Below are 19,118 nucleotides of genomic sequence, written 5' to 3'. Positions count from 1 at the left end.
GAGAGGCCTGGGCCGAAGATCGACCTCCCTTCCCACCTTGGAATGGAGGTTGTCATGTTGGAGCGCTACTTCGTCAAGCCGGTCACGGTCGATCGAATTCGAGCTAACGTTGCCGGGGCCTACATCGAGCACTACGTCGAGTGGATGCAGGCGCAGGGATACGCGGCCCGCAGCTTCTTCAGGCGCGTTCCGATCCTTTGCCAATTCGGCGACTTCGCCAGTCGTCACGGAGCAACCGACGGCTGGACCGCACTGGAGCATGTGGAGTCCTTCGTGCGGCACTGGCAGTCAGTCCATGGCAGGTCGTGCAAGTTCGACAGGGCGAGCACGAAGCTGGCACGCGAGGCGCGCAACGCGGTGCGGCAGATGCTGGAGTTGGCGCTGCACGGCAGCGCCGTGCAGCACCGCCCGCACAGGCCCTTCCCGTTTGAGGCCGAGGTGCCTGGATTTGCCGGCTATCTGCGCGACGAACGCGGACTCAAGCCCACCGCTATCCAGCTTTACGCCCATTACCTCAACGGCTTGCAAGCTTACCTGGAGCACGCCGACGCGACGTCGGTCGCGTCGTTATCGACTCCGCTTCTGGCGAGCTTCATCGTGGCCAGCTGCGCTGGCCTGAGTCGCAGGAGCCGGCGCAATCTGTGTGGCACGCTGCGCGTTTTCCTTCGCTACTGCCACCGCGAGCGCATCATCGACCGCGACCTCAGCGTTGCGGTGCAGCCGCCCCAGGTACATCGCTTGGCTGATCTACCGCGCGCAATCACCTGGGAGGAGGTCCGGCGGATGCTGAACTGCGTGGACCGGCGCGCCGCAGCCGGGCGCCGCGACTACGCGATGCTATTGCTGCTGGTGACGTATGGCCTGCGCGCCCACGAGGTGGCCGGACTCATGCTGGACAACATCGACTGGCAGCACGAGCGGCTGAATATCCCGCAGCGCAAGGCCGGCCACTGGTCGGCGTATCCGCTGGCCGGCGTCGTCGCTGAGGCGATCATCGATTACCTGAAGAACGGCCGGCCGCAGGCCGCCGATCGGCATGTGTTCTTCCGAGCGGTGGCCCCGCGCCGGCCGATCACCAGCGCGGGGGTCTCCTCGGCGGTGGTGAGGTACCTTCAACGCGCCGACGTGCAGGTTCACCGCGCCGGCGCCCACACGCTGCGCCACACCTGTGTGCAGAGATTGGTCGATGCCGAGTTCTCACTGAAGACGATTGGCGACTACGTCGGCCACCGGTCGACCGCGTCGACCAAGATCTACACGAAGGTCAACATCGCCGCGCTGCGCGAAGTTGCGATGGGCAACGGGGAGGCCCTATGAGCCGCCGCCACGCCGAACTCCGAAGCTTCCTTGCCGGGCTGATCAAGGTGTTCCTGCAGTTCAAGCGGGCACTGGGCCGCAAGTACCGGACCGAGGCCGCCACGCTGCGTTTGCTCGACGCCTATATTGCCGAGCATCGTATCGTGGCTCTGGAACAGATCGACTCCCGGGTCATCGATGCGTTCCTCGCTTCGCGTCCGCGCGAGCACGCACGTAGCTACAACCACCTGGTCGGGGCGGTACGAAGATTCTTCGACTGGACCGTGATGCAAGGCTTGATGGACCACAACCCGGTCACCGCCAGCTCTCGTCGCGTGAGTGGCCAACGCATTCCGTACCTGTTCAGTCTCGACGATGCGAAGCGGCTGCTTAAGATCGCGCGTGGACTGCGCGGTTGCTCACAGGCACCACACCGCGCGCTGGTCTACGAGACGGCGTTCGCGCTCCTGTATGGGTTGGGGCTGCGGGTGGGCGAGGTCAGCAGGCTGCTGGTGAGCGATGTCCGGTTCGACGACGCCACGCTGCTGATCCGCGATACCAAGTTCTATAAGACTCGGCTTGTGCCCTTTGGTCCGCGCATGGGCGAGCGCCTCTCTCGCTACGTCGAGCAGCAACACGGCGCGCGTCCCGACCCCGAGGCGCCGCTGTTTGCCTTGAGCAAGCGTGGCGCGGTCAGCGAACTCACGCTCAGCCAGACCTTTCACTCGCTGTTGCCTCGGCTGGGGCTCGACATTCCGGCCGGCGTGTCCGCTCCACGGCTTCATGATCTTCGCCGCGCCTTTGCCGTGGACACCTTGCTGCGTTGGTATCACTCGGGCATCGACCCCAATGCGCGCCTGCTCCACCTCTCAACGTTCCTCGGCCATGCCGAGCCGGCGTCCACCGCGGTGTACCTGACGGTCAACGAGGAACTGCTGCGCGAGGCCGCTCGAAGGTTTCAATCATTCGCGCCGGGACGAGGTCAACCATGAGCACCGTCGGACAAGTGCTGTTCAGCTTCTTCGAGGACCACCTGAAGGTGCAGAAGGGTCTGCGTCCGGGCTCCATCAAGAGCTACCGAGACACGATCAAGCTGTTCCTCCTCTTCGTGGCCCGTGCCTGCCGCAAGCCGGTCACCCGGCTCGCGCTGGCCGACTTGTCGTCGCAGAGAGTGCTGGAGTTCCTGCAGATGATCGAGCTTCAGCGCCACAACAAGCCGCAAACTCGCAACCAGCGTCTGGCTGCGCTGCATAGCTTCTACCGCTACTTGGCAACGCATCACTTTGAGATGCTCGTCGAGGCCGAGCGTGTCGAGGCCATCCCCAACAAGCGCACGACGCCCGCGGCGACTCGCTATCTGGAGCCTGACGAAGTCGAGCAGCTGTTCCAGGCGCTCGCTGCGGCGCAGGGCAGTCGGGCGCTGCGGGATCGAGCGCTGTTCATGCTGCTGTACAACACGGGCGCTCGTGTGCAGGAGATCGCCGACTTGCGCGTTGGCGATGTCGACCTCGACGGACCGATGCGCGTGCGGTTGCACGGCAAGGGCGACAAGTGGCGCGGCTGCCCCATCTGGCCGGAGACCGCTGCATTGCTTGGGCAATTGGACACGGTTCGAGCTGGCGACGCGCAGGCGCCGCTGTTCGTCTCAAGCCGGCGGCAGCCGCTCACGCGCTTTGGCATCTATAAGCTCGTGCGGCGCCATACCCAGGATCTCGCCCGATGTGGCGCACGCGACCAGCGCAAGACGATCTCTCCGCACACGTTCAGACATACGACTGGGGTCCAGTTGCTCGAGTCCGGCGTCGAGGCCAACGTGATCCGTGCCTGGCTCGGCCACGTCAGCCTTGACACGACGAACCGGTACGCCGAGATCACGATGCGCACCAAGCAGGCTGCCCTCGCGGCATGCATGCCTCCGACAACTTCGGCGGCATCCCCCGCACGTATGGGATGGCGCCAGGACCAAAACTTGATGGAATGGCTGCAGTCGCTGTGACAATTCTGTGCCCATCAGCCGGCGACTTGCCATCGCCGGCGCGGCTTCCTAGCCGATTGGCCACATAACGGGCTGGGCCACAAAAGCTGCACAACCTGCGGCCAGGGATCGTCATCGGCGGACGCGACTGGACAGTGTGGTGGGAGCGCCATCGTAATCAGGTGCCGCCGATGTTGCGCGCGGAAATCGAGCGAGAGGGGGCTCGCCTGAAGCTGGTCAAGGAGCAAGTCAGAGCGGTCGAAGCTGCGCGCTGCAAGGAACTGGCCGAGGGCAAGCAGCCGCTGGTCGCGCACCTCGCTCGCCTGCGTGCGATCGGGCCCAAGGGTGCCTGGGTGTTGGTGAAGGAAGTGTTCGGCTGGCGGCACTTCGCCAACCGGCGCGAACTCGCAGGCAGCCTGGGCTTGGTGCCCACGCCGTATGCCAGCGGTGACAGCGATATCGAGCAGGGCATCAGCAAGGCCGGCAACAGGCGAGTGCGAGGCTTGCTGGTGGAGTTGGCTTGGAGCTGGCTCCGCCTACAGCCCGGCAGCGCACTCACGCAGTGGTTCAACCGGCGCTTCGCCGGCGCGGGCAAGCGCATGCGCCGTGTGGGGATCGTAGCCCTGGCGCGGCGCCTGGTCATCGCACTGTGGCGCTACTTGCAGGACGGCGAGATCCCGGCGGGCGCGCACCTGAAACCCGCAGTAGCTCACGCCTGAGCAACCAGAGTCACACAGTACAGAATGCCAACATCATGATCACAGGTCGACGCGCCCGTTGTCACCGCGGGTCGCCACAGGGCGACCGTCCTCAAAGAAGGGGCGCGTCGGTAAGCAGGGATTGCCAGCGCCTCTGGCGCGCATGCTGCATGTGGTGTCGGACTCCAATGTCCTGCACGGATAGAAGCTTGTTCGAGTACCGACTCGGACCTCCAACAGTCCCTGACCTCGGATCACGATGGATGTCGCACCCCGTCGGTACTTCGATCGGATGCTACGAACAGGTCCCGCCATGATCATCATGCCTTGACAAAACCGTCCTCATAGAAGCGGTGACACATTTGCTTTTTTTCACGGAGGTGGGCGGGGCCACACTCAAGAACCTTCAGCGCGTTGGCGGGGATGGCGCACGCTCCTATCTCTGCACGCTCGCACACTCCAAGACCAACCAGGCCGGCGCCCAGCAGGTCGGACGATGGCCATGACATGACAAGCTCAAGCGCTGGGCAAATCCTGACCGCCGAACAGCACCACCGCTACGGCACTATGGCCGCGCAGGCTGACGTCGCGCAAGGTGGCGGCCAACAGATCTGCTTTTGCAGCATGCATCGCGGCTTGACTGACCACCAAGTCACACCTGAGATCGCGCGTTGCTGCCTGCAGCCTGCTGGCCACGTTCACCGCGTCTCCGACCACAGCGAATTTCAAGCGGTCCGTGCTACCCGTGCTGCCCGCCACAACGGTTCCGACGTGCATGCCGATTCCCACCCGGACCGACGGCATCCCCCGGGAGGCCCGCTCCACATTCCAGGAGGCAATGACACGGCGCATCGCATGCGCGCAGGCGAGCGCTCGGGCTGCGTCATCGGCGCGTGGCTCAGGCGTACCGAATACGGCCATCACCTCGTCGCCGATGTAGTCGTCCAGGGTACCTTCATGGTCGAAGACCGCCTGCGCCATGCGGCTGTGGAACTCGCGTAGAAACGCGATCACGGTTTCAGGGTCGTTCTGTTCCGCGAACCGAGTGAAGCCCACGACATCGACGAACAGAATGGCTGCCTGCTGCCGCCGAACGGCGCCAAAGGGTTCCGCCGCGGCGGCCAAGCGCTCGACGAGATTTGGCGACACGTAGCGCGCCAGATTCTCACGTGCCGCTTGGGCCCGCGCCTCGGTCCGGACAAGATTGCGCGCCCGGCTGACCGCCAGCGCAAGAATGCTGGTTGAAACCAGGAGGCAAAGGCTCTCCACGACGCGGTTGCCCGTGCCGATGAAATCCGGGTCGAAGAACACGGCGAGAACGTCCCCTTGCCGAGGGTGGGTGGGCACATCTCCCCAGGTGACGGTCCTGTCCATGCCGCTCACAATCCACCCGAATGCGATCCACACCCCCACAACCTGGCAAAACCCCGTCCATAGCACCAGCGTGGGAGACAAGGACAGGGTGGACACGGCGAGGAAGACCATCAGGTAGGCGATGGTGTAAATCCGGAAAACAAAGATCTGCGGCAAATCGCCCAAGGTGCTGAGGGGCGCGAAGATCGCGATGGCGCAGAAAATGCTGACGTCGACGGCAACGAAGACGAACCGGTGCCATCTTGATTCGCGCCCTGTCGCGATGAGCCAGAAGTGCAGCACCCCGAGCCCCATGAAGAGGGCAAGCGCACCCAAGCCAAGGAGGATTGCCGGGTAGTCGCCGATTGCCGAATAGAAAACCAGAAACGGCATGGCTGCGCCAAGGCGGCCCTTGATCGCAAGCTTCAGCCCCGCCTGTTCGGCTTTGGCCAACGCTGCATCGGTGTCAAATGCCATGCGATGCGCGCAACAAGTGCCACGCCCTCAGGGTTCATGCCACGTTGAGATCTATTGGGCCGCGAGGCGTCACTGCCCGTACTGTTCCTTGCCGACCTTTTCCAACCACTCCACCGATTTTCCATCCAGGGACTCGGAGATCGCAACGTGGCTCATGCCCACAGTGGGACTGGCGCCATGCCAGTGCTTGACGCCCGGCGGAATCCAGACGACGTCGCCAGGGTAAATCTCCTGCACGGCATCGCCCCACTTCTGTACCCGCCCCACCCCTGACATGACGATGAGGGTCTGCCCCAGCGGATGCGTATGCCAGGCTGTGTGCGCACCAGGCTCGAAGGTCACGATGCCGCCACCCACGCGCGCGGGGGCGGTCGCTTGGAAGCGGGAGTCCACCCGGACCGAGCCGCTGAAGTTCTGTTCACTCCCAGCGCTGGAGGGCTGGGCACCGATCCGCGTGACTTTGATCGGCGTCGGCTCTGCGGCGCAAGCGGTAGACAGCCCAAGAGACAGGGCAATGGCGGCGGGCGTGGATAGCTTCATATTGATCCTTTCTGCGGTTTCAGGGAAGGCCAGTTGTGGTCGTCAGCTCTCTGAACCGACTTGAGATTCGGTTGAGGATGCGCCTGCTTCTGGGTGTTGCCATCTGCCGCCGAGGCGATAACTCTCGATGTGGCGCTCATCATCTGCCCATCCCTCTTGCTGCCACATTTGACGCTGCAGCCATGCGTTCGCGGCGCTGCAGCCATCGCATCGTGTAGTAGGTGAGAAACATGCACAGGCCCATGACGGCCATGCAGTGACCAAAGAAACTCGCGACCGATTCCTCGAAATTCCACCAGTCCAGCGACATCTGGAACAAGAGCCTGGAGCGCAAGTTCAAAGCGAGCACACTGCACACGCCCTGGCCCGCGATGGCGATGGCGATTGAGCGCAGCACGGCCGTCCGGGCAGCGTTCGCCTCCACGATGCCGAACAGCGTGCGAGTGACCGCCATGAGCAACGGCCAGCGCAATCCAAGGTGGATGGCCGCGACGACCAACAGCCAGTAGGCGATGCCGGCATGGATTTGCCGCGCCGTGAAATCGTTGTCCAGCCGCAGGCCGGCAAGCAGCGTTTCGGATATCACGAGGCTGGTGCCCAGAAGCGCCAGCATTCCGGCCAGGAGCACGAAAGTCAGGGAAATGTTGAACTTTCCGCGCCGTTCGCGCGGACCCTTCGAGAGCCCGGCGAACCACCGTCGATGGAATACGTTGTGAACGACGAGCAGCAGGAACATGCCGATGCCGGCCAGTTCATGCGCAGCGTTGCCTTGCCAGAAGTAGGCGAAGGCAAACAGCAGCAGCCCGGCAGCGATGCAGTCAAGCACCAGCCGCAGCAGGAAAATGGGGTTCAAGGCATGGCTCCTGTCTGTCGTAGCGGCTACTCGACGGGCTTGCCACGAAACTCCGGCAGGCGCCGAGCCGTGAACAGGTAGTCCCGGTCCTTCTGCGATGAATGGCAGGACATGCAGCGTGCGGTGTTCTCCTGCAGGTTGATCTTCCGATCGGGCCAGTACCACTGGAACTGCCAATCACCGGTGCGGCGGCGCTCCTCGAAATCCGCGCCCCAGCCTGGACCTTTCTCCATGACAAAGTAGCGGTAGATCTTCTCGTCCCGATGGTCCGCCAGCACGAAATGCGTGCCGTTCGGCACGGGCTGCCCCTTCTGGATCGCCTCGATGGCCTCGCGCGTGGTCGAGATGTGCTCGGTCACGTTGCCGCGCCGGACCGTGGTGTAGTGCACCAGATCTTCGAGCTTGGGAAACGTGACCCGGTTGGCTTCCGCGTGTGCCTGCCAGGCAAGCATGAAAGCTGCGCAGGCGGCCAGTGTGATCTGTGCGCTCAGACGAGCGATCTTTTTCTTGGGTGGATTCATGGGTGTTTTCGTTCTGAGTCAGAGGATGAATTCCCCTCTTCCCATCGTTTGAGGCAAGCCGATCAAATGTCGAGCTGACGCTCGCTCATCCACTTGACCATGGTTGGGTCTCGATGCGAGAAGAAGCTGCTTTCGCCAGTTTCGAGGAGCGCGATGCGTGCCATGTCTGACTCGTCCAGCACGAAGTCGAAGACCCGCAGGTTCTCCGCCATCCGCTCCTTGCGCACCGACTTGGCGAGGGTCACGATGCCGCGCTGAACCACCCAACGCAGCACGATCTGGCCGACCGATCGGCCGTGCTTGCGGCCGATGTCCACCAGCACTTCGTTCTGGAAGAGGTTGTTGCGGCCCTCGGCGAAGGGTGCCCAGGCCTCGGCCTGCACGCCGTTGTCGCGCATGAAGGCCACGCTTTCCTCTTGCTGCTGGAATGGATTGACCTCGATCTGGTTGACGGCCGGAACGACGTCATTGAAGGCCATGATGTCCATCAGCCTGTCGGGATGGAAGTTGCTGACGCCGATCGCGCGCACCTTGCCCGCCTTCAGGGCATCCTCCATCGCGCGCCATGAGCCATGCACGTCGCTGAAGGGCTGGTGGATCAGGTACAGATCGACGTAGTCCAGTTGCAGACGGCGCAGTGATTTCTCGATGGCCTGCCGAGTACGCTCGTAACCGGTGTCTTGCACCCACAACTTCGTGGTCACGAAAAGGTCGGTACGCGGCACGCCGGTATTCTTGATTCCCCTGCCCACTGCTTCCTCGTTGAGGTAGGAAGCTGCCGTGTCGATCAGCCGGTAGCCGGTACCAATGGCCTCGGCAACGCAGCGCTCGCATTCCTGCGCGTCGGGAATCTGGAAAACGCCGTAGCCGAGGATCGGCATCACGACGCCGTTGTTCAAAGTGACTTGTTGCATAGTGGGCTCCTGCGTGTGGACGCAAGGGTTTGGAAGAACTGAACTGGTCTGCTGCAAATGACGGTGAACACGTGCAAGCCTCTCACGTGCGGGGGACACCGTTCAGCCAGCTCGTCACGCGCTCCATCGTTCGCCGCTCCTGATCCATCTCCATGACGAAACCATCGAGCAATCGCGCCTTCGGGGCCTGGCGGGCGAAGACCGACTGGCTGTTGCCAAGCCCGTAGCCGCCGTGGGTGACGAACGGGATCAGGGTCCTGCCGGACAGGTCGTGGGCGGACAGGAACGAGCGAATCGGCGGCGGCGTGGTCTCTCCCCAGATGGGAAAACCCAGGAACACCGTGTCGTAGTCCGCCATGTTGGACACCCTGGCCTCCAAGGCGGGCTCATAGCCGCTGTCCCGCTCATTGCGGGCTTGTTCAACCGTTTTCAGATAGTCTTCGGGATACGGAATTGCGGGCCGGATCTCGAACAGATCGGTGCCACGGCCGCGCTGAATCAAGCCGGCGACGACGCGTGTGTTCCCGGACCGAGAAAAGTAGGCCACGAGCGTCCGCGGCCCGACTCGCCGCCCTTTTTCATCGCCTTGGCCGGACGCCGCCTCTGCGCTGCTCAAGGGCAGCGTCGCGAACGCCGCCATCACCGCCCGGCGCGTTGGATCGCCGGGGGCGGAGACCTCAAGACTGCTCTTTCCAAGTTTGCGCTTTTGCATATGTGGTTTCTCCTGTGGCGCCGAGCCGGTACGTTCGTCGGCGCGGGGCGCATGGCAACGGGTTGGCGGAGAAGGGATCAAGGGCCGACTGGATCGTCTGATACATCGCCGCAATGAACGACCGTGCGAAAAAATGAAGGACTCGGCGACCTTGCTGGTTCCGCTGCGGGATGACTTCTGCTCAGCAAGCAATGTAGTGATCACACCTCGATGCGACTAGATGGCAAAATCGGCAAATACTTGTGAAGTGGGCTCATGAATGCCGAAAGAGAGCTACAACGACCTGCTGGCCTTTATTGCCGTAGCGCGCGAGCAAAGCTTCACGCGCGCAGCAGCACAACTCGGCGTGTCTCAATCCGCGCTGAGCCACACGATCCGTGCACTCGAGGCCAAGATGGGGATCCGGTTGCTGACCCCCACCACGCGCAGCGTTTCTCCAACAGAGGCGGGGGAGCGATTGCTGCTGAACGTCGCCCCTCGCTTTGAGGAGATTGAGGCGGAGCTCGCGGCAGTGGGAGAACTGCGTGACAAGCCTGCCGGCACCATCCGCATCACGGCGTCGGAAAATGCTGCAGAAATGGCACTCTGGCCCAGGCTCGCCAAGCTGCTCCCAAAGCATCCTCAAATCAAGGTCGAGGTCACAACGCAGGCCCGCTTTACCGACATCGTTGCGGAGCGATACGACATGGGCATTCGGCTAGGCGACGAAGTGGCGCGAGACATGACCGCCGTTCGCATCAGCCCTGACATGCGCTTTGCGATCGTCGGTTCACCGACCTATCTGGCGAAACACCCTGCTCCAATGAAGCCTCAGGATCTGGCCGATCACGAGTGCATCAATCTGCGCTTGATGAGCCACGGAGATCTCTATGCCTGGGAACTCAAGAAGGGCAGGCAGAAAGTCAACGTGCGTGTCGAGGGACAACTCGTCTTCAACGGCACGAGACCAATCCTCAATGCAGCGCTGGCTGGTTTCGGCTTCGGGTACGTGCCGCACGAGGTGGCACGGCCTTGCATCGCCAAGGGACTGCTCAAACAGGTCCTCGAAGACTGGTGCCCGACGTTCCCCGGATACCACCTCTACTACCCGAGTCGCCGGCAGCTGACTCGCGCCATGACCGTGCTGATCGAAGCGCTGCGCTATCCGGAAAAAGGGACAAACCGCAATCACGAATGAAACTGGTGCACGCATGGCTATAGAGACCTTCAACGACGTCCTCGCCTTCGTCCATGTCGTGCGCGAAGGAAGCTTCACCCGGGCGGCCGCGCTCGTCGGGGTGTCGCCTTCCGCGCTGAGCCATTCCATTCGGGGACTGGAAACGCGGCTGGGTGTCCGGCTGCTGACGCGCACCACTCGCAGCATTTCCCCTACCGAGGCGGGCGAGCGTCTGTTCAACAGTGTGGCACCGCGGTTTGAAGACATCGATGCCGAGTTGGCCGCCGTGAAGGAACTGCGCGACAAACCTGTAGGGACGATCCGCATTACGTCGGCCGAGCACGCGGCCAATAGCGTCCTGTGGCCCAAGCTGTCCAAGGTGCTGCATGCGTATCCCGACATCAACGTCGAGGTCACTGTCGACTACACGTTGTCGGACATTGTGGCTCAGCGCTATGACGCAGGCGTCCGCCTTGGCAACCAGGTGGCCAAGGACATGATCGCCGTGCGCATCAGTCCGGATCTGCGCATCGCCGTCGTCGGATCGCCGACGTACTTTGCCAAACGCGCAAAGCCCAGGACGCCTGGTGATCTGGTTCAGCATGACTGCATCAACCTTCGCCTCCCGACCCATGGCGGGCTGCTGCCGTGGGACTTTGCCAAGGATGGGCAAGAGATCAAGTTCCAGGTCACGGGGCGATGGGTGTTCAACAGCAGTTCACCTATCGTGCGGGCAGCCCTGGCCAGTTATGGGTTGGCCTTCGTTCCCGAGGACATGGTGCTGGAGCACATCGCCGCCAAGCGCTTGGTCCGGGTGCTCGACGACTGGTGCGCACCCTATCCGGGCTACCACCTCTACTATCCGAGCCGACGACAATCCTCCCGTGCTTTGGCCGTCATTGTCGAGGCGTTGCGACATCGAGAGTAGTTGCAAACGCTTGCTGCACTTATGAGTTGAGCTCAGTAGTGCATGCTGAATTATGGGCTTACTCAAAAGGGCCGCATTCCCTACGATTTCATCTTCCAAAAAGGAAGGGCAAAGACAAACCGTCATCGGACTCCTCTTTGCTCTCATCAACAACATGCCACCTGGCCGTGGCTTACGTGTGTGCGCTCGCAAGGGTGCGCAATGGATGGAGCAAGTGACCAATGACCAATAGAACGCCCGACAAGTATCTCGAGGCCAGTGTGCTGGCCGCCGCGTTGGCCCTGACCCTGGGACTGGCACCTGCGCCCAGCCACGCCGCTCAGGACACCGTGGCACCGCAAGCCGTGACCAACACACCATCCGCATCCGACACGCTGTCTGCCAAACAGCAGGCCATTCCGCTGATCGCGTCCTTCATGGCCACGAGCGACATGCCCAAGCTCGCCGCCGCCTTGAACCAAGGGTTGGACGCGGGCCTGACCGTCAGCGAGGCCAAGGAAATACTGGTGCAGCTTTACGCCTACGTCGGCTTTCCGAAAAGCCTCAACGCGCTGGGCGAGCTGATGAAGGTGGTGGAGGCTCGCAAGCAGCGCGGCATCCAGGATGCGCCTGGACGAGAACCCAGCCGCGCCAATCCCACCGGCGAGGCCTTGCTCGCGGCAGGCACGGCCAACCAGACCAAGATCTCCGGCGCGCCGGTCAAGGGCCCGGTGTTCGACTTCGCGCCCGTCATCAACCAGTTCCTGCAGGCCCATTTGTTCGGCGACATCTTCGAGCGCGACAACCTCGACTGGCAAAGCCGCGAACTGGCCACCGTCGGAGCGCTGGCCGCGACACCTGGCGTGGAGGCGCAGTTGCGCTCGCACATGCGTGCCAGCATGCGGGTAGGCTTGAGCGCTGCGCAATTGCGCCAACTGACCCAGGTACTGACCGAGCGTGGAGATGAGCAGGCCGCCAAGCGCGCAAGCGCAGCGCTGACACAGGCGCTGGCTGCCGGATCGGGAGGCTGAGCATGAGAGCCACCAAGACCCTGCTGACCATCGCCATGATGGCTTTGCTCGCCGCCTGCGCAACCCGTCCCAGTGGCTCCAGTAGTTCCACCGGCCCGCTGCTGATTGAGGAGCAAGGCAGCTTTGCCGCCGGCGGCAAGATGGCGACCGCGCCGGGAACCTTCGATCCGCGCAAGCCACTGGAGCCCGCCGGGCAGACCTACCATGGCGACCACGCCTACGCCTTCTACCAAATCCCGGCTGAAGCCCGGAAGCTACCCATCGTCATGTGGCACGGCGCGGGCCAGTTCTCCAAGACCTGGGAAACCACGGCCGATGGGCGCGAAGGCTTCCAGACCATCTTCCTGCGCCGCCGGTTCGGCGTGTACCTGATCGATCAACCGCGCCGTGGCAACGCGGGGCGCAGCATGGTCGAGGCGAGCCTCAAGCCGACCCCGGACGAGCAGCTCTGGTTCAACCAGTTCCGCGTCGGACTGTGGCCGAGCTATTTTGAAGGTGTGCAGTTCGACCGCAGCCCGGAGACGCTCGACCAGTTCTTCCGGGCCATGACGCCGAACACCGGACCGTTCGATATGAACGTCGTTGCCGACGGGGTCTCGGCGGTATTCGACAGGATCGGACCTGGCATCCTGTTCACCCATTCGCAAGGTGGCGGTCCGGGTTGGTTGACCGCCATCAAGAACGGCAAGGTGAAGGCCATCGTCGCTTTCGAGCCGGGCAGCAGTTTCATCTTCCCGCAGGGCGAAGTGCCGGCCCCCATCCCGAGTGCGTTCGACACCGTGCAAGCGGTGGCAACGCCTGGGCCACAGTTCACGGCGCTCACGCGCATTCCGATCCTGGTCCTCTACGGCGACAACATCCCCAAGCAGGCCATGGATTTCCCAGCCCAGGACAGCTGGCGTGCCCGGCTGCAAATGGCCCGCCTGTGGCGCGACACAGTCAACCGTCATGGCGGCGACGTGACGGTGGTGCATTTGCCCGAGATTGGCATCAAGGGCAACACGCACTTCCCGATGTCGGACCTGAACAACGTCCAGATCGCCGATTTGGTTTCCAAGTTTCTGGCCGAGAAAAAGCTGGACTGACGGATCAACATCCGAAGGAGCGCTCTCATCTGGAAGAACTTACCGGAGGTCGATGACAACAGTCGATCCGGTCGCTGGACAGGTCGGAGTCTCGGACGGCGAGGCTTTGGCTGCGGACTACAGAAAAATCCGTTTACCTTGACCTACGAGGGCGCGATCACGAAGAACGAGCCGGGCAAGGTCAACATCCGATATTGCTGGCCGGCCGCAACTTCGGCTGCGGGTCTTCGCGCGAACGGGCGCCCAAGGCGCTGCGGGAGTTCGGCTTCAGGGCACTGATCGCACCGTCGTACGGCGGCACCTTCTACAACAACTGCTATCGCAACGGCATCGTGCCGGTGGAGTTGCCAGCCGACATTGTCCAGCGGATTGCAGATGACGTCGGCTCTACGAAGGGAACGGGCTTCGTCACGGTGGACGTCGAAGCCAAGATCGTGAAGTCTCCGAGCGGCGAGACTTTCAGCTTCGAGGCACCCGAAGCGCTTCGGCAGATGCTGTTGCTCGGCCAGGACGAGATCGAACTGACGCTCTCCAAGCGCGCGGCGATCGAGCGCTTTCGGACTCGCGATAGCGCCAAGCGACCATGGGCTTACTAGGCCGAAGTTCCCGCCCTCTGTAGTTACTCCAACTACGGCAAGTGCTTGTCGCTGCTGATGAATCCTCCTCTCTGGAGGATTTTTTTGGATGATACATGTAGTCACTAAATTGACTTGAAGTTTGATGATATGTGACTAGAGTTGTTTCCATGGCAGCCCGAACCGGTACCGCTCATGTCGTCACTACGACGCGCACCTACAAGGACCAGGTCTATCGCACCCATCTGCTGCGCCGCAGCTACCGCGAGGACGGCAAGGTCAAGAACGAGACCCTGGGCAACCTGTCGCACCTGCCCGATGAGCTCATCGAGATCATCCGGCGCTCGCTGCAGGGCGAGACCTTCGTGCCCGTGTCCTCGGCGTTCCAGATCACGCGCTCGCGTCCCCACGGCCATGTGCAGGCAGCAGGCGCCGCGATGGCCAGCCTGGAGATGGCCTCGCTGCTGGCCTCCAAGCCCTGCGCCGAGCGTGCGCTGGTGCTGGCCATGGTGGCCGCGCGCATCGTCGCCCCGCACACGAAGCTCGCCACCACGCGCTGGTGGCACACCACGACACTGGCCGAGGACTTCGGTGTCGCCGACGCCGATGAGGATGATCTGTATGCGGCGATGGACTGGCTGCTCGAGCGCCAGGATCGCATCCAGAAGAAGCTCGCCTCGCGCCATCTGAGCCCCGGTGGCCTGGTGCTGTACGACCTGTCCTCCAGCTACTTCGAGGGCAGTTGCTGTCCGCTGGCCAAGCTTGGCTACAGCCGCGATGGCAAGAAGGGCCTGCTGCAGGTCAACTACGGCCTGCTCACCGATGCGCGCGGCTGCCCGCTGGCCGTGTCGGTGCACGAGGGCAACGTCGCCGACAGCCAGACCTTGATGCCCGAGGTCAAGCGGCTGCGCGAGGACTTCGGCATCGAGCAGCTGGTGATGGTGGGCGACCGCGGAATGATCTCGAACAAGGCCATTGACGAGATGCGCGAGAGCGACGGCATCGCCTGGATCACGGCGCTGAAGAGCGTCTCGATCCGCGCGCTGGTCGAGCAAGGGCAGCTGCAACTGGACCTGTTCGACGAGCGCAATCTGCTCGAGCTGAGCTCGCCGGACTATCCGGGCGAGCGCCTGGTGGCATGCCGCAATCCGGAGCTTGCCAAGCTGCGCACGCACAAGCGCGAGGAGTTACTGGCGGCCACCGAGGCCAACCTCGAGAAGATCAAGGCCCGCGTGGACGCGGGCAAGCTCGCCGGGAAGGATGAGATCGGCTTGCGCGTGGGCAAGGTGATCAACCAGTACAAGATGGCCAAGCACTTCGAGTTGGCCATCGGCGACACCGCCTTTACCTTCGCGCGCAAGACAGACGCCATTGCCGCCGAGGCGGCGCTGGACGGCATTTACATCATCCGTACGTCGGTGCCGCCCACACAGATGGACTCGGCCGACTGCGTGCGCAACTACAAGGCGCTCGCCAACGTCGAGCGCGCGTTCCGCTCGCTCAAGACGATCGACCTAAAGGTGCGCCCGATCCACCACCGCACCGCCGATCGGGTACGGGCTCACATCTTCCTGTGCATGCTGGCCTACTACGTCGAGTGGCACATGCGCGAGGCTTGGGCGCCGCTGATGTTCGCCGACACCGACCGGCGCGCCAAGGCCACGCGTGACCCGGTGGCGCCGGCCACGCGTTCCAAGGCGGCGCTGGCCAAGGCAGCCCGCCACACCCTGGACGACGGCACGCCCGTGCACAGCTTCTCCACCCTGATGGCCGAGCTCGCCACCATCGCGCGCAATACCTGCCGAGCCCCACAGGCCGGCCCCGAGGCGCCGACCTTCGAGGTCCTCACCACGCCCAACGCCAAGCAGCAGCGCGCGCTCGACCTCATCCAGCAGATCCGCCTGTAGACAGAAGTCGGAACCCCGACCTCACGCCAAGTCCTTGTCGTGCAAAGGCAAACGCGCTTCGCGCTTGGGGGAATCTCGGACTAGGAGGCGGGAGCAAGATCGCGCGAGCACGACCTGGTCGCGAGCGCTCGCCGCGGCTTGCGGCGGACTCAGTGCGCCGCGATGCACAGCCCCAGCAGCACGACCACCGCCATCCCGAGCACCACGGTCGTGCACTGCCAGAAGCGGACCGGGTTGCGCTCGATCAAAGGTGACCGCCGAAGGCGCAGGAACTCCTGCCCCGGCGATCGCAGGTCGTACGCCAACTCGGATACCGCCTGTTGTCTCTTCACCGGGTCGGGGTGCAGCGCCTTCTGCAGCACTGCGTCGACCCACTCGGGCAGATCGGGCCGAAAGTGGCGCACTGGCACGTAGCGCAACCGGTTCACCTCGATGCTGTTCCGCACCCGCGTGACCTGCAGGCCGTAAGGCAACTGCGACGAGAGCATTCGGTAGGCGATGACTGCCAGCGAGTACAGATCCGAGCGCGCGCTGCCGCCACGCCCGACGAAGTACTCGGGCGCTGTGTACTGCAGGGTCCCTTCGATGGCGAGCGCTCGGTGCTCGCGCGCGGTTTCAGCCAGGCCCGCCACATGGGCCGTCGCCAGGTCGATGATCTTGACGGTGCCGCTGCGATCGATCATCACGTTCTCGGGCCGGACGTCCTGATGCAGCATTTCCTTGCCGTGCAGCGCCTGCAGCCCCTTGGCCAGCTGCTCGACGATGCCTCGCACGCTGTCCAGCGTGGGCCGAGGGTGGTCAATCATCCATTGCGCCAGCGTCTGGCCGTCGACGTACTCCATGGCCACGTACAGGTGCCTGCGCTGCCGTTCGATCGCGCTGGCCTTGAGCACATGGATGCTGTCGATCCGCCGAGCCACCCACTCCTCGAGAACGAAACGGTCGAGGTAGTCCGGATCGTCGCGCAGATCGACCGACGGCAGCTTCAGCACCACCTGCTGCCCGGTCGCCTCGTCCACGGCGAGGTGCACGTGGCTGCGCGAGCTCACATGGAGCTCGCGCACCAGGATGAAGCCCTCGAACCTCGCCCGCGGCGCGAGCGGGGGCGCGATCGCCAAGCCCTCCCGCTGCGTCTGCAGCTGCGCCGCGTCGGCCGGCGGCAGCTCGTCGATGCGCAGCAGCTGCACCGTGCAATCGTCATCGCCGCCCTTCGCGCGGGCCGCCGCCACCAGCAAGCGCGCCGCTTCGTCGAGGTCGTCACCGCACTGCGCGAGCGCATGATGCACCGCCGGCGCGTCGAGGTGCGCGTAGGCGCCGTCGGTGGCCAGCATGTAGACCTCGCCGACTTCCGCTTGCCAGGAGCGGTAGTCAATTTCGACGTGGGGGGCCGCGCCCAGCGCTCGCCCCAGGTACGACTCCACCGACGACACATGGACGCGGTGGTCTTCGGTGAGTTGTTCCAGCGCATGCGCGTGCAGGCGATGGATGCGCGTATCGCCCACATGCAGCAGGTGCAGGTCGCGACCCTTGAGGATCAAGGCGCTGAAGGTGCAGACGTAGCCGCTGTCCTTGTCGAACCGCGCGTTGCTGCGCATGGTCTGCGCGTGCAGCCAGGAATTGGTGGCGCTCAGTACCCGCTGGGCGGAGCGGCGCACCGACCACGCATCGGAGGTCGCGTAGTAGTCGTCGAGAAAGCCGCGCACCGCCGCCGCGCTCGCCACCTGGCTGACGCGGCTGGAGCCGATGCCGTCGGCCAGCGCCACCGCGATGCCCTTCGAGATTCGCAGCGATCCCCCCGGCAGCATGGCACCGTGGAAGTCCTGGTTGACCGAACGGGGCCCGGCCAGCGAGTGCTGGCCGAGCGTCACGCGCAGCGTTTTCTGCAAGCCGCCGCTCAGCTCACGACGCGCTTGGGCGCTGTCTTGTAGTGGGTTGCGTACAGGGTCGCGCCGACGAAGGTCAGTCCGCCGACCAGATTGCCGACCACCGTCGGGATCTCGTTCCAGATGAAGTAGTCCATCAGCGTGAACTTGCCGCCCAGCAGCAGGCCGGTGGGGAACAGGAACATGTTGACGATGGAGTGCTCGAAGCCCATGTAGAAAAAGATCATCACGGGCATCCACATGCCGATGGACTTGCCGGACACCGTGGTGGACATCATCGCGGCGACGACGCCGGTGGACACCATCCAGTTGCACATCACGCCACGGATGAACAGCGTCAGCATGCCGGCAGCGCCGTGCGCGGCATAGCCCAGCGTGCGGCCTTCTCCGATGTGGCCGAGTTTCTCGCCCACGGCATTGGGCGCCTCGCTGAAGCCGAAGGTGAAGATGATCGCCATGAACACCGCGACCGTCAGTGCGCCGCCGAAATTGCCGACGAACACCAGCCCCCAGTTGCGGAAGCAGCCGCGCCAGGTGGCGCCAGGACGCTTGTCGAGCACGGCCAGCGGCACCAGCGTGAAGACACCGGTCAGCAGGTCGAAGCCCATGAGGTACAGCATGATGAAGCCGACCGGGAACAGCATCGCGCCGACCAGCGCATTGCCCGTGTTCACGGTCACGGTCACGGCAAAGGCCGCGGCCAGCGCCAGGATGGCGCCCGCCATGTAGGAGCGAATCAGCGTGTCGCGGGTGGACATCAGGAGCTTGGATTCGCCGGCGTCGACCATCTTGGTCACGAACTCGGCAGGAGCGAGATAGGCCATGGGTTTCCTTAGGGATTTGAAGATGAAGTGAATTTCTGAAGTCGGCCGGGATCAGCTAAGCGCAACCAGCACGCGGCCGTCCTGCACGCGCACCTCATGGGCCCGCACCGAGTACTCGGGCGCCTCGAGGCATTCGCCGCTGCGCAGGTCGAAATGGTTCTTGTAGAGCGGCGAGGCGACGACGATGCGCTCGCCGATGCTGCCGACCAGCCCGCGCGAGAGTACGCTGGCACCGGCCTTGGGATCGACGTTGTCGATGGCATAGAAGTCCTGTTCACGGCCGACGCGGAAGATCGCGACGTGCGTGCCCTCGACGAGGGCGCACACGCCGGTGTCGGGCAGGATGTCGCTGGCAGCGCACACGGCAGTCCATTGGAGAGATTCGGTGGTGGTCATGTGAAGGTCCTCGGG

The 19,118-nt window shown here is 63.7% G+C and carries 19 protein-coding genes; 10 read left to right on the top strand and 9 right to left on the bottom strand.

Annotation, left to right across the window (positions count from 1 at the left end):
- The first annotated feature begins 54 nt into the window (after positions 1-54).
- The 4 genes from GXN78_RS39030 (at position 55) to GXN78_RS39015 (ending at position 3,990) form a co-directional block, all read left to right on the top strand.
- Positions 55-1,317, top strand: a complete 1,263-nt coding sequence (locus tag GXN78_RS39030) for a site-specific integrase (protein WP_106558008.1) — start codon at positions 55-57, stop codon at positions 1,315-1,317.
- On the top strand, positions 1,314-2,288 hold the full coding sequence (locus tag GXN78_RS39025) for a tyrosine-type recombinase/integrase (protein ID WP_106557936.1): 975 nt from the start codon (positions 1,314-1,316) through the stop codon (positions 2,286-2,288). Before GXN78_RS39030 ends, GXN78_RS39025 begins: the two co-directional genes overlap by 4 nt.
- Positions 2,285-3,292: a tyrosine-type recombinase/integrase gene (locus tag GXN78_RS39020; protein ID WP_106557935.1), complete on the top strand. Its 1,008-nt coding sequence runs from the start codon at positions 2,285-2,287 to the stop codon at positions 3,290-3,292. The genes GXN78_RS39025 and GXN78_RS39020 overlap by 4 nt, the downstream gene beginning before the upstream one ends.
- A 170-nt stretch (positions 3,293-3,462) precedes the next feature.
- Positions 3,463-3,990, top strand: coding sequence for a transposase (locus GXN78_RS39015; protein ID WP_239143083.1), 528 nt, complete (start codon positions 3,463-3,465; stop codon positions 3,988-3,990).
- A gap of 495 nt (positions 3,991-4,485) precedes the next feature.
- Here GXN78_RS39015 and GXN78_RS39010 read toward each other — a convergent pair whose 3' ends face one another.
- From GXN78_RS39010 to GXN78_RS38985, 6 genes are all read right to left on the bottom strand, one after another.
- The gene (locus GXN78_RS39010; protein WP_106557934.1) at positions 4,486-5,799 is read right to left on the bottom strand and encodes an adenylate/guanylate cyclase domain-containing protein; all 1,314 of its coding nucleotides are present in this window, start codon (positions 5,797-5,799) and stop codon (positions 4,486-4,488) included.
- 69 nt (positions 5,800-5,868) lie between these two features.
- Complete coding sequence (locus tag GXN78_RS39005; RefSeq protein ID WP_106557933.1) at positions 5,869-6,339, bottom strand: cupin domain-containing protein; 471 nt, start codon at positions 6,337-6,339, stop codon at positions 5,869-5,871.
- Positions 6,340-6,478: 139 nt separating this feature from the next.
- A complete protein-coding gene (locus GXN78_RS39000) occupies positions 6,479-7,075 on the bottom strand; it encodes a DUF4405 domain-containing protein (RefSeq protein ID WP_343231043.1) in 597 nt (198 codons plus the stop codon).
- Positions 7,076-7,218: 143 nt separating this feature from the next.
- A complete protein-coding gene (locus tag GXN78_RS38995) occupies positions 7,219-7,644 on the bottom strand; it encodes a cytochrome P460 family protein (RefSeq protein ID WP_239143154.1) in 426 nt (141 codons plus the stop codon).
- Positions 7,645-7,775: 131 nt separating this feature from the next.
- Positions 7,776-8,627 carry an aldo/keto reductase gene (locus GXN78_RS38990; RefSeq protein ID WP_106557930.1) on the bottom strand — a complete coding sequence of 284 codons (852 nt, stop codon included), beginning with the start codon at positions 8,625-8,627 and terminating at the stop codon, positions 7,776-7,778.
- 82 nt (positions 8,628-8,709) lie between these two features.
- Complete coding sequence (locus GXN78_RS38985; protein WP_239143082.1) at positions 8,710-9,339, bottom strand: flavodoxin; 630 nt, start codon at positions 9,337-9,339, stop codon at positions 8,710-8,712.
- Between the two features lie 259 nt (positions 9,340-9,598).
- Between GXN78_RS38985 and GXN78_RS38980 the strand changes: the two genes are divergently transcribed.
- The 6 genes from GXN78_RS38980 to GXN78_RS38955 all read left to right on the top strand — a co-directional run bounded on the left by GXN78_RS38980 (position 9,599) and on the right by GXN78_RS38955 (position 16,000).
- Positions 9,599-10,516: a LysR family transcriptional regulator gene (locus GXN78_RS38980; RefSeq protein ID WP_106557929.1), complete on the top strand. Its 918-nt coding sequence runs from the start codon at positions 9,599-9,601 to the stop codon at positions 10,514-10,516.
- Positions 10,517-10,529: 13 nt separating this feature from the next.
- Positions 10,530-11,423, top strand: coding sequence for a LysR family transcriptional regulator (locus tag GXN78_RS38975; protein ID WP_106557928.1), 894 nt, complete (start codon positions 10,530-10,532; stop codon positions 11,421-11,423).
- Positions 11,424-11,644: 221 nt separating this feature from the next.
- Complete coding sequence (locus GXN78_RS38970) at positions 11,645-12,433, top strand: carboxymuconolactone decarboxylase family protein (RefSeq protein WP_106557927.1); 789 nt, start codon at positions 11,645-11,647, stop codon at positions 12,431-12,433.
- A gap of 2 nt (positions 12,434-12,435) precedes the next feature.
- A complete protein-coding gene (locus GXN78_RS38965) occupies positions 12,436-13,518 on the top strand; it encodes an alpha/beta fold hydrolase (RefSeq protein ID WP_106557926.1) in 1,083 nt (360 codons plus the stop codon).
- Between the two features lie 194 nt (positions 13,519-13,712).
- A complete protein-coding gene (locus tag GXN78_RS38960; RefSeq protein ID WP_164256332.1) occupies positions 13,713-14,114 on the top strand; it encodes a hypothetical protein in 402 nt (133 codons plus the stop codon).
- A gap of 149 nt (positions 14,115-14,263) precedes the next feature.
- Positions 14,264-16,000, top strand: coding sequence for an IS1634 family transposase (locus tag GXN78_RS38955; RefSeq protein ID WP_106561502.1), 1,737 nt, complete (start codon positions 14,264-14,266; stop codon positions 15,998-16,000).
- Between the two features lie 149 nt (positions 16,001-16,149).
- On the opposite strand, the gene GXN78_RS38950 is transcribed toward GXN78_RS38955, so the two are convergent.
- The 3 genes from GXN78_RS38950 to nirD are packed head-to-tail and all read right to left on the bottom strand — an operon-like array spanning position 16,150 to position 19,103.
- Complete coding sequence (locus GXN78_RS38950; RefSeq protein ID WP_106561179.1) at positions 16,150-17,886, bottom strand: bifunctional protein-serine/threonine kinase/phosphatase; 1,737 nt, start codon at positions 17,884-17,886, stop codon at positions 16,150-16,152.
- 8 nt (positions 17,887-17,894) lie between these two features.
- The gene (locus GXN78_RS38945; RefSeq protein ID WP_106561180.1) at positions 17,895-18,707 is read right to left on the bottom strand and encodes a formate/nitrite transporter family protein; all 813 of its coding nucleotides are present in this window, start codon (positions 18,705-18,707) and stop codon (positions 17,895-17,897) included.
- Positions 18,708-18,758: 51 nt separating this feature from the next.
- The gene (gene nirD / locus GXN78_RS38940; RefSeq protein WP_106561181.1) at positions 18,759-19,103 is read right to left on the bottom strand and encodes a nitrite reductase small subunit NirD; all 345 of its coding nucleotides are present in this window, start codon (positions 19,101-19,103) and stop codon (positions 18,759-18,761) included.
- Positions 19,104-19,118: the final 15 nt, after the last annotated feature.

It is taken from the genome of Variovorax sp. WS11, from assembly GCF_010499245.1.
GTDB lineage: Bacteria > Pseudomonadota > Gammaproteobacteria > Burkholderiales > Burkholderiaceae_C > Variovorax.
This window is presented reverse-complemented; position numbering and strand designations above follow the sequence as displayed.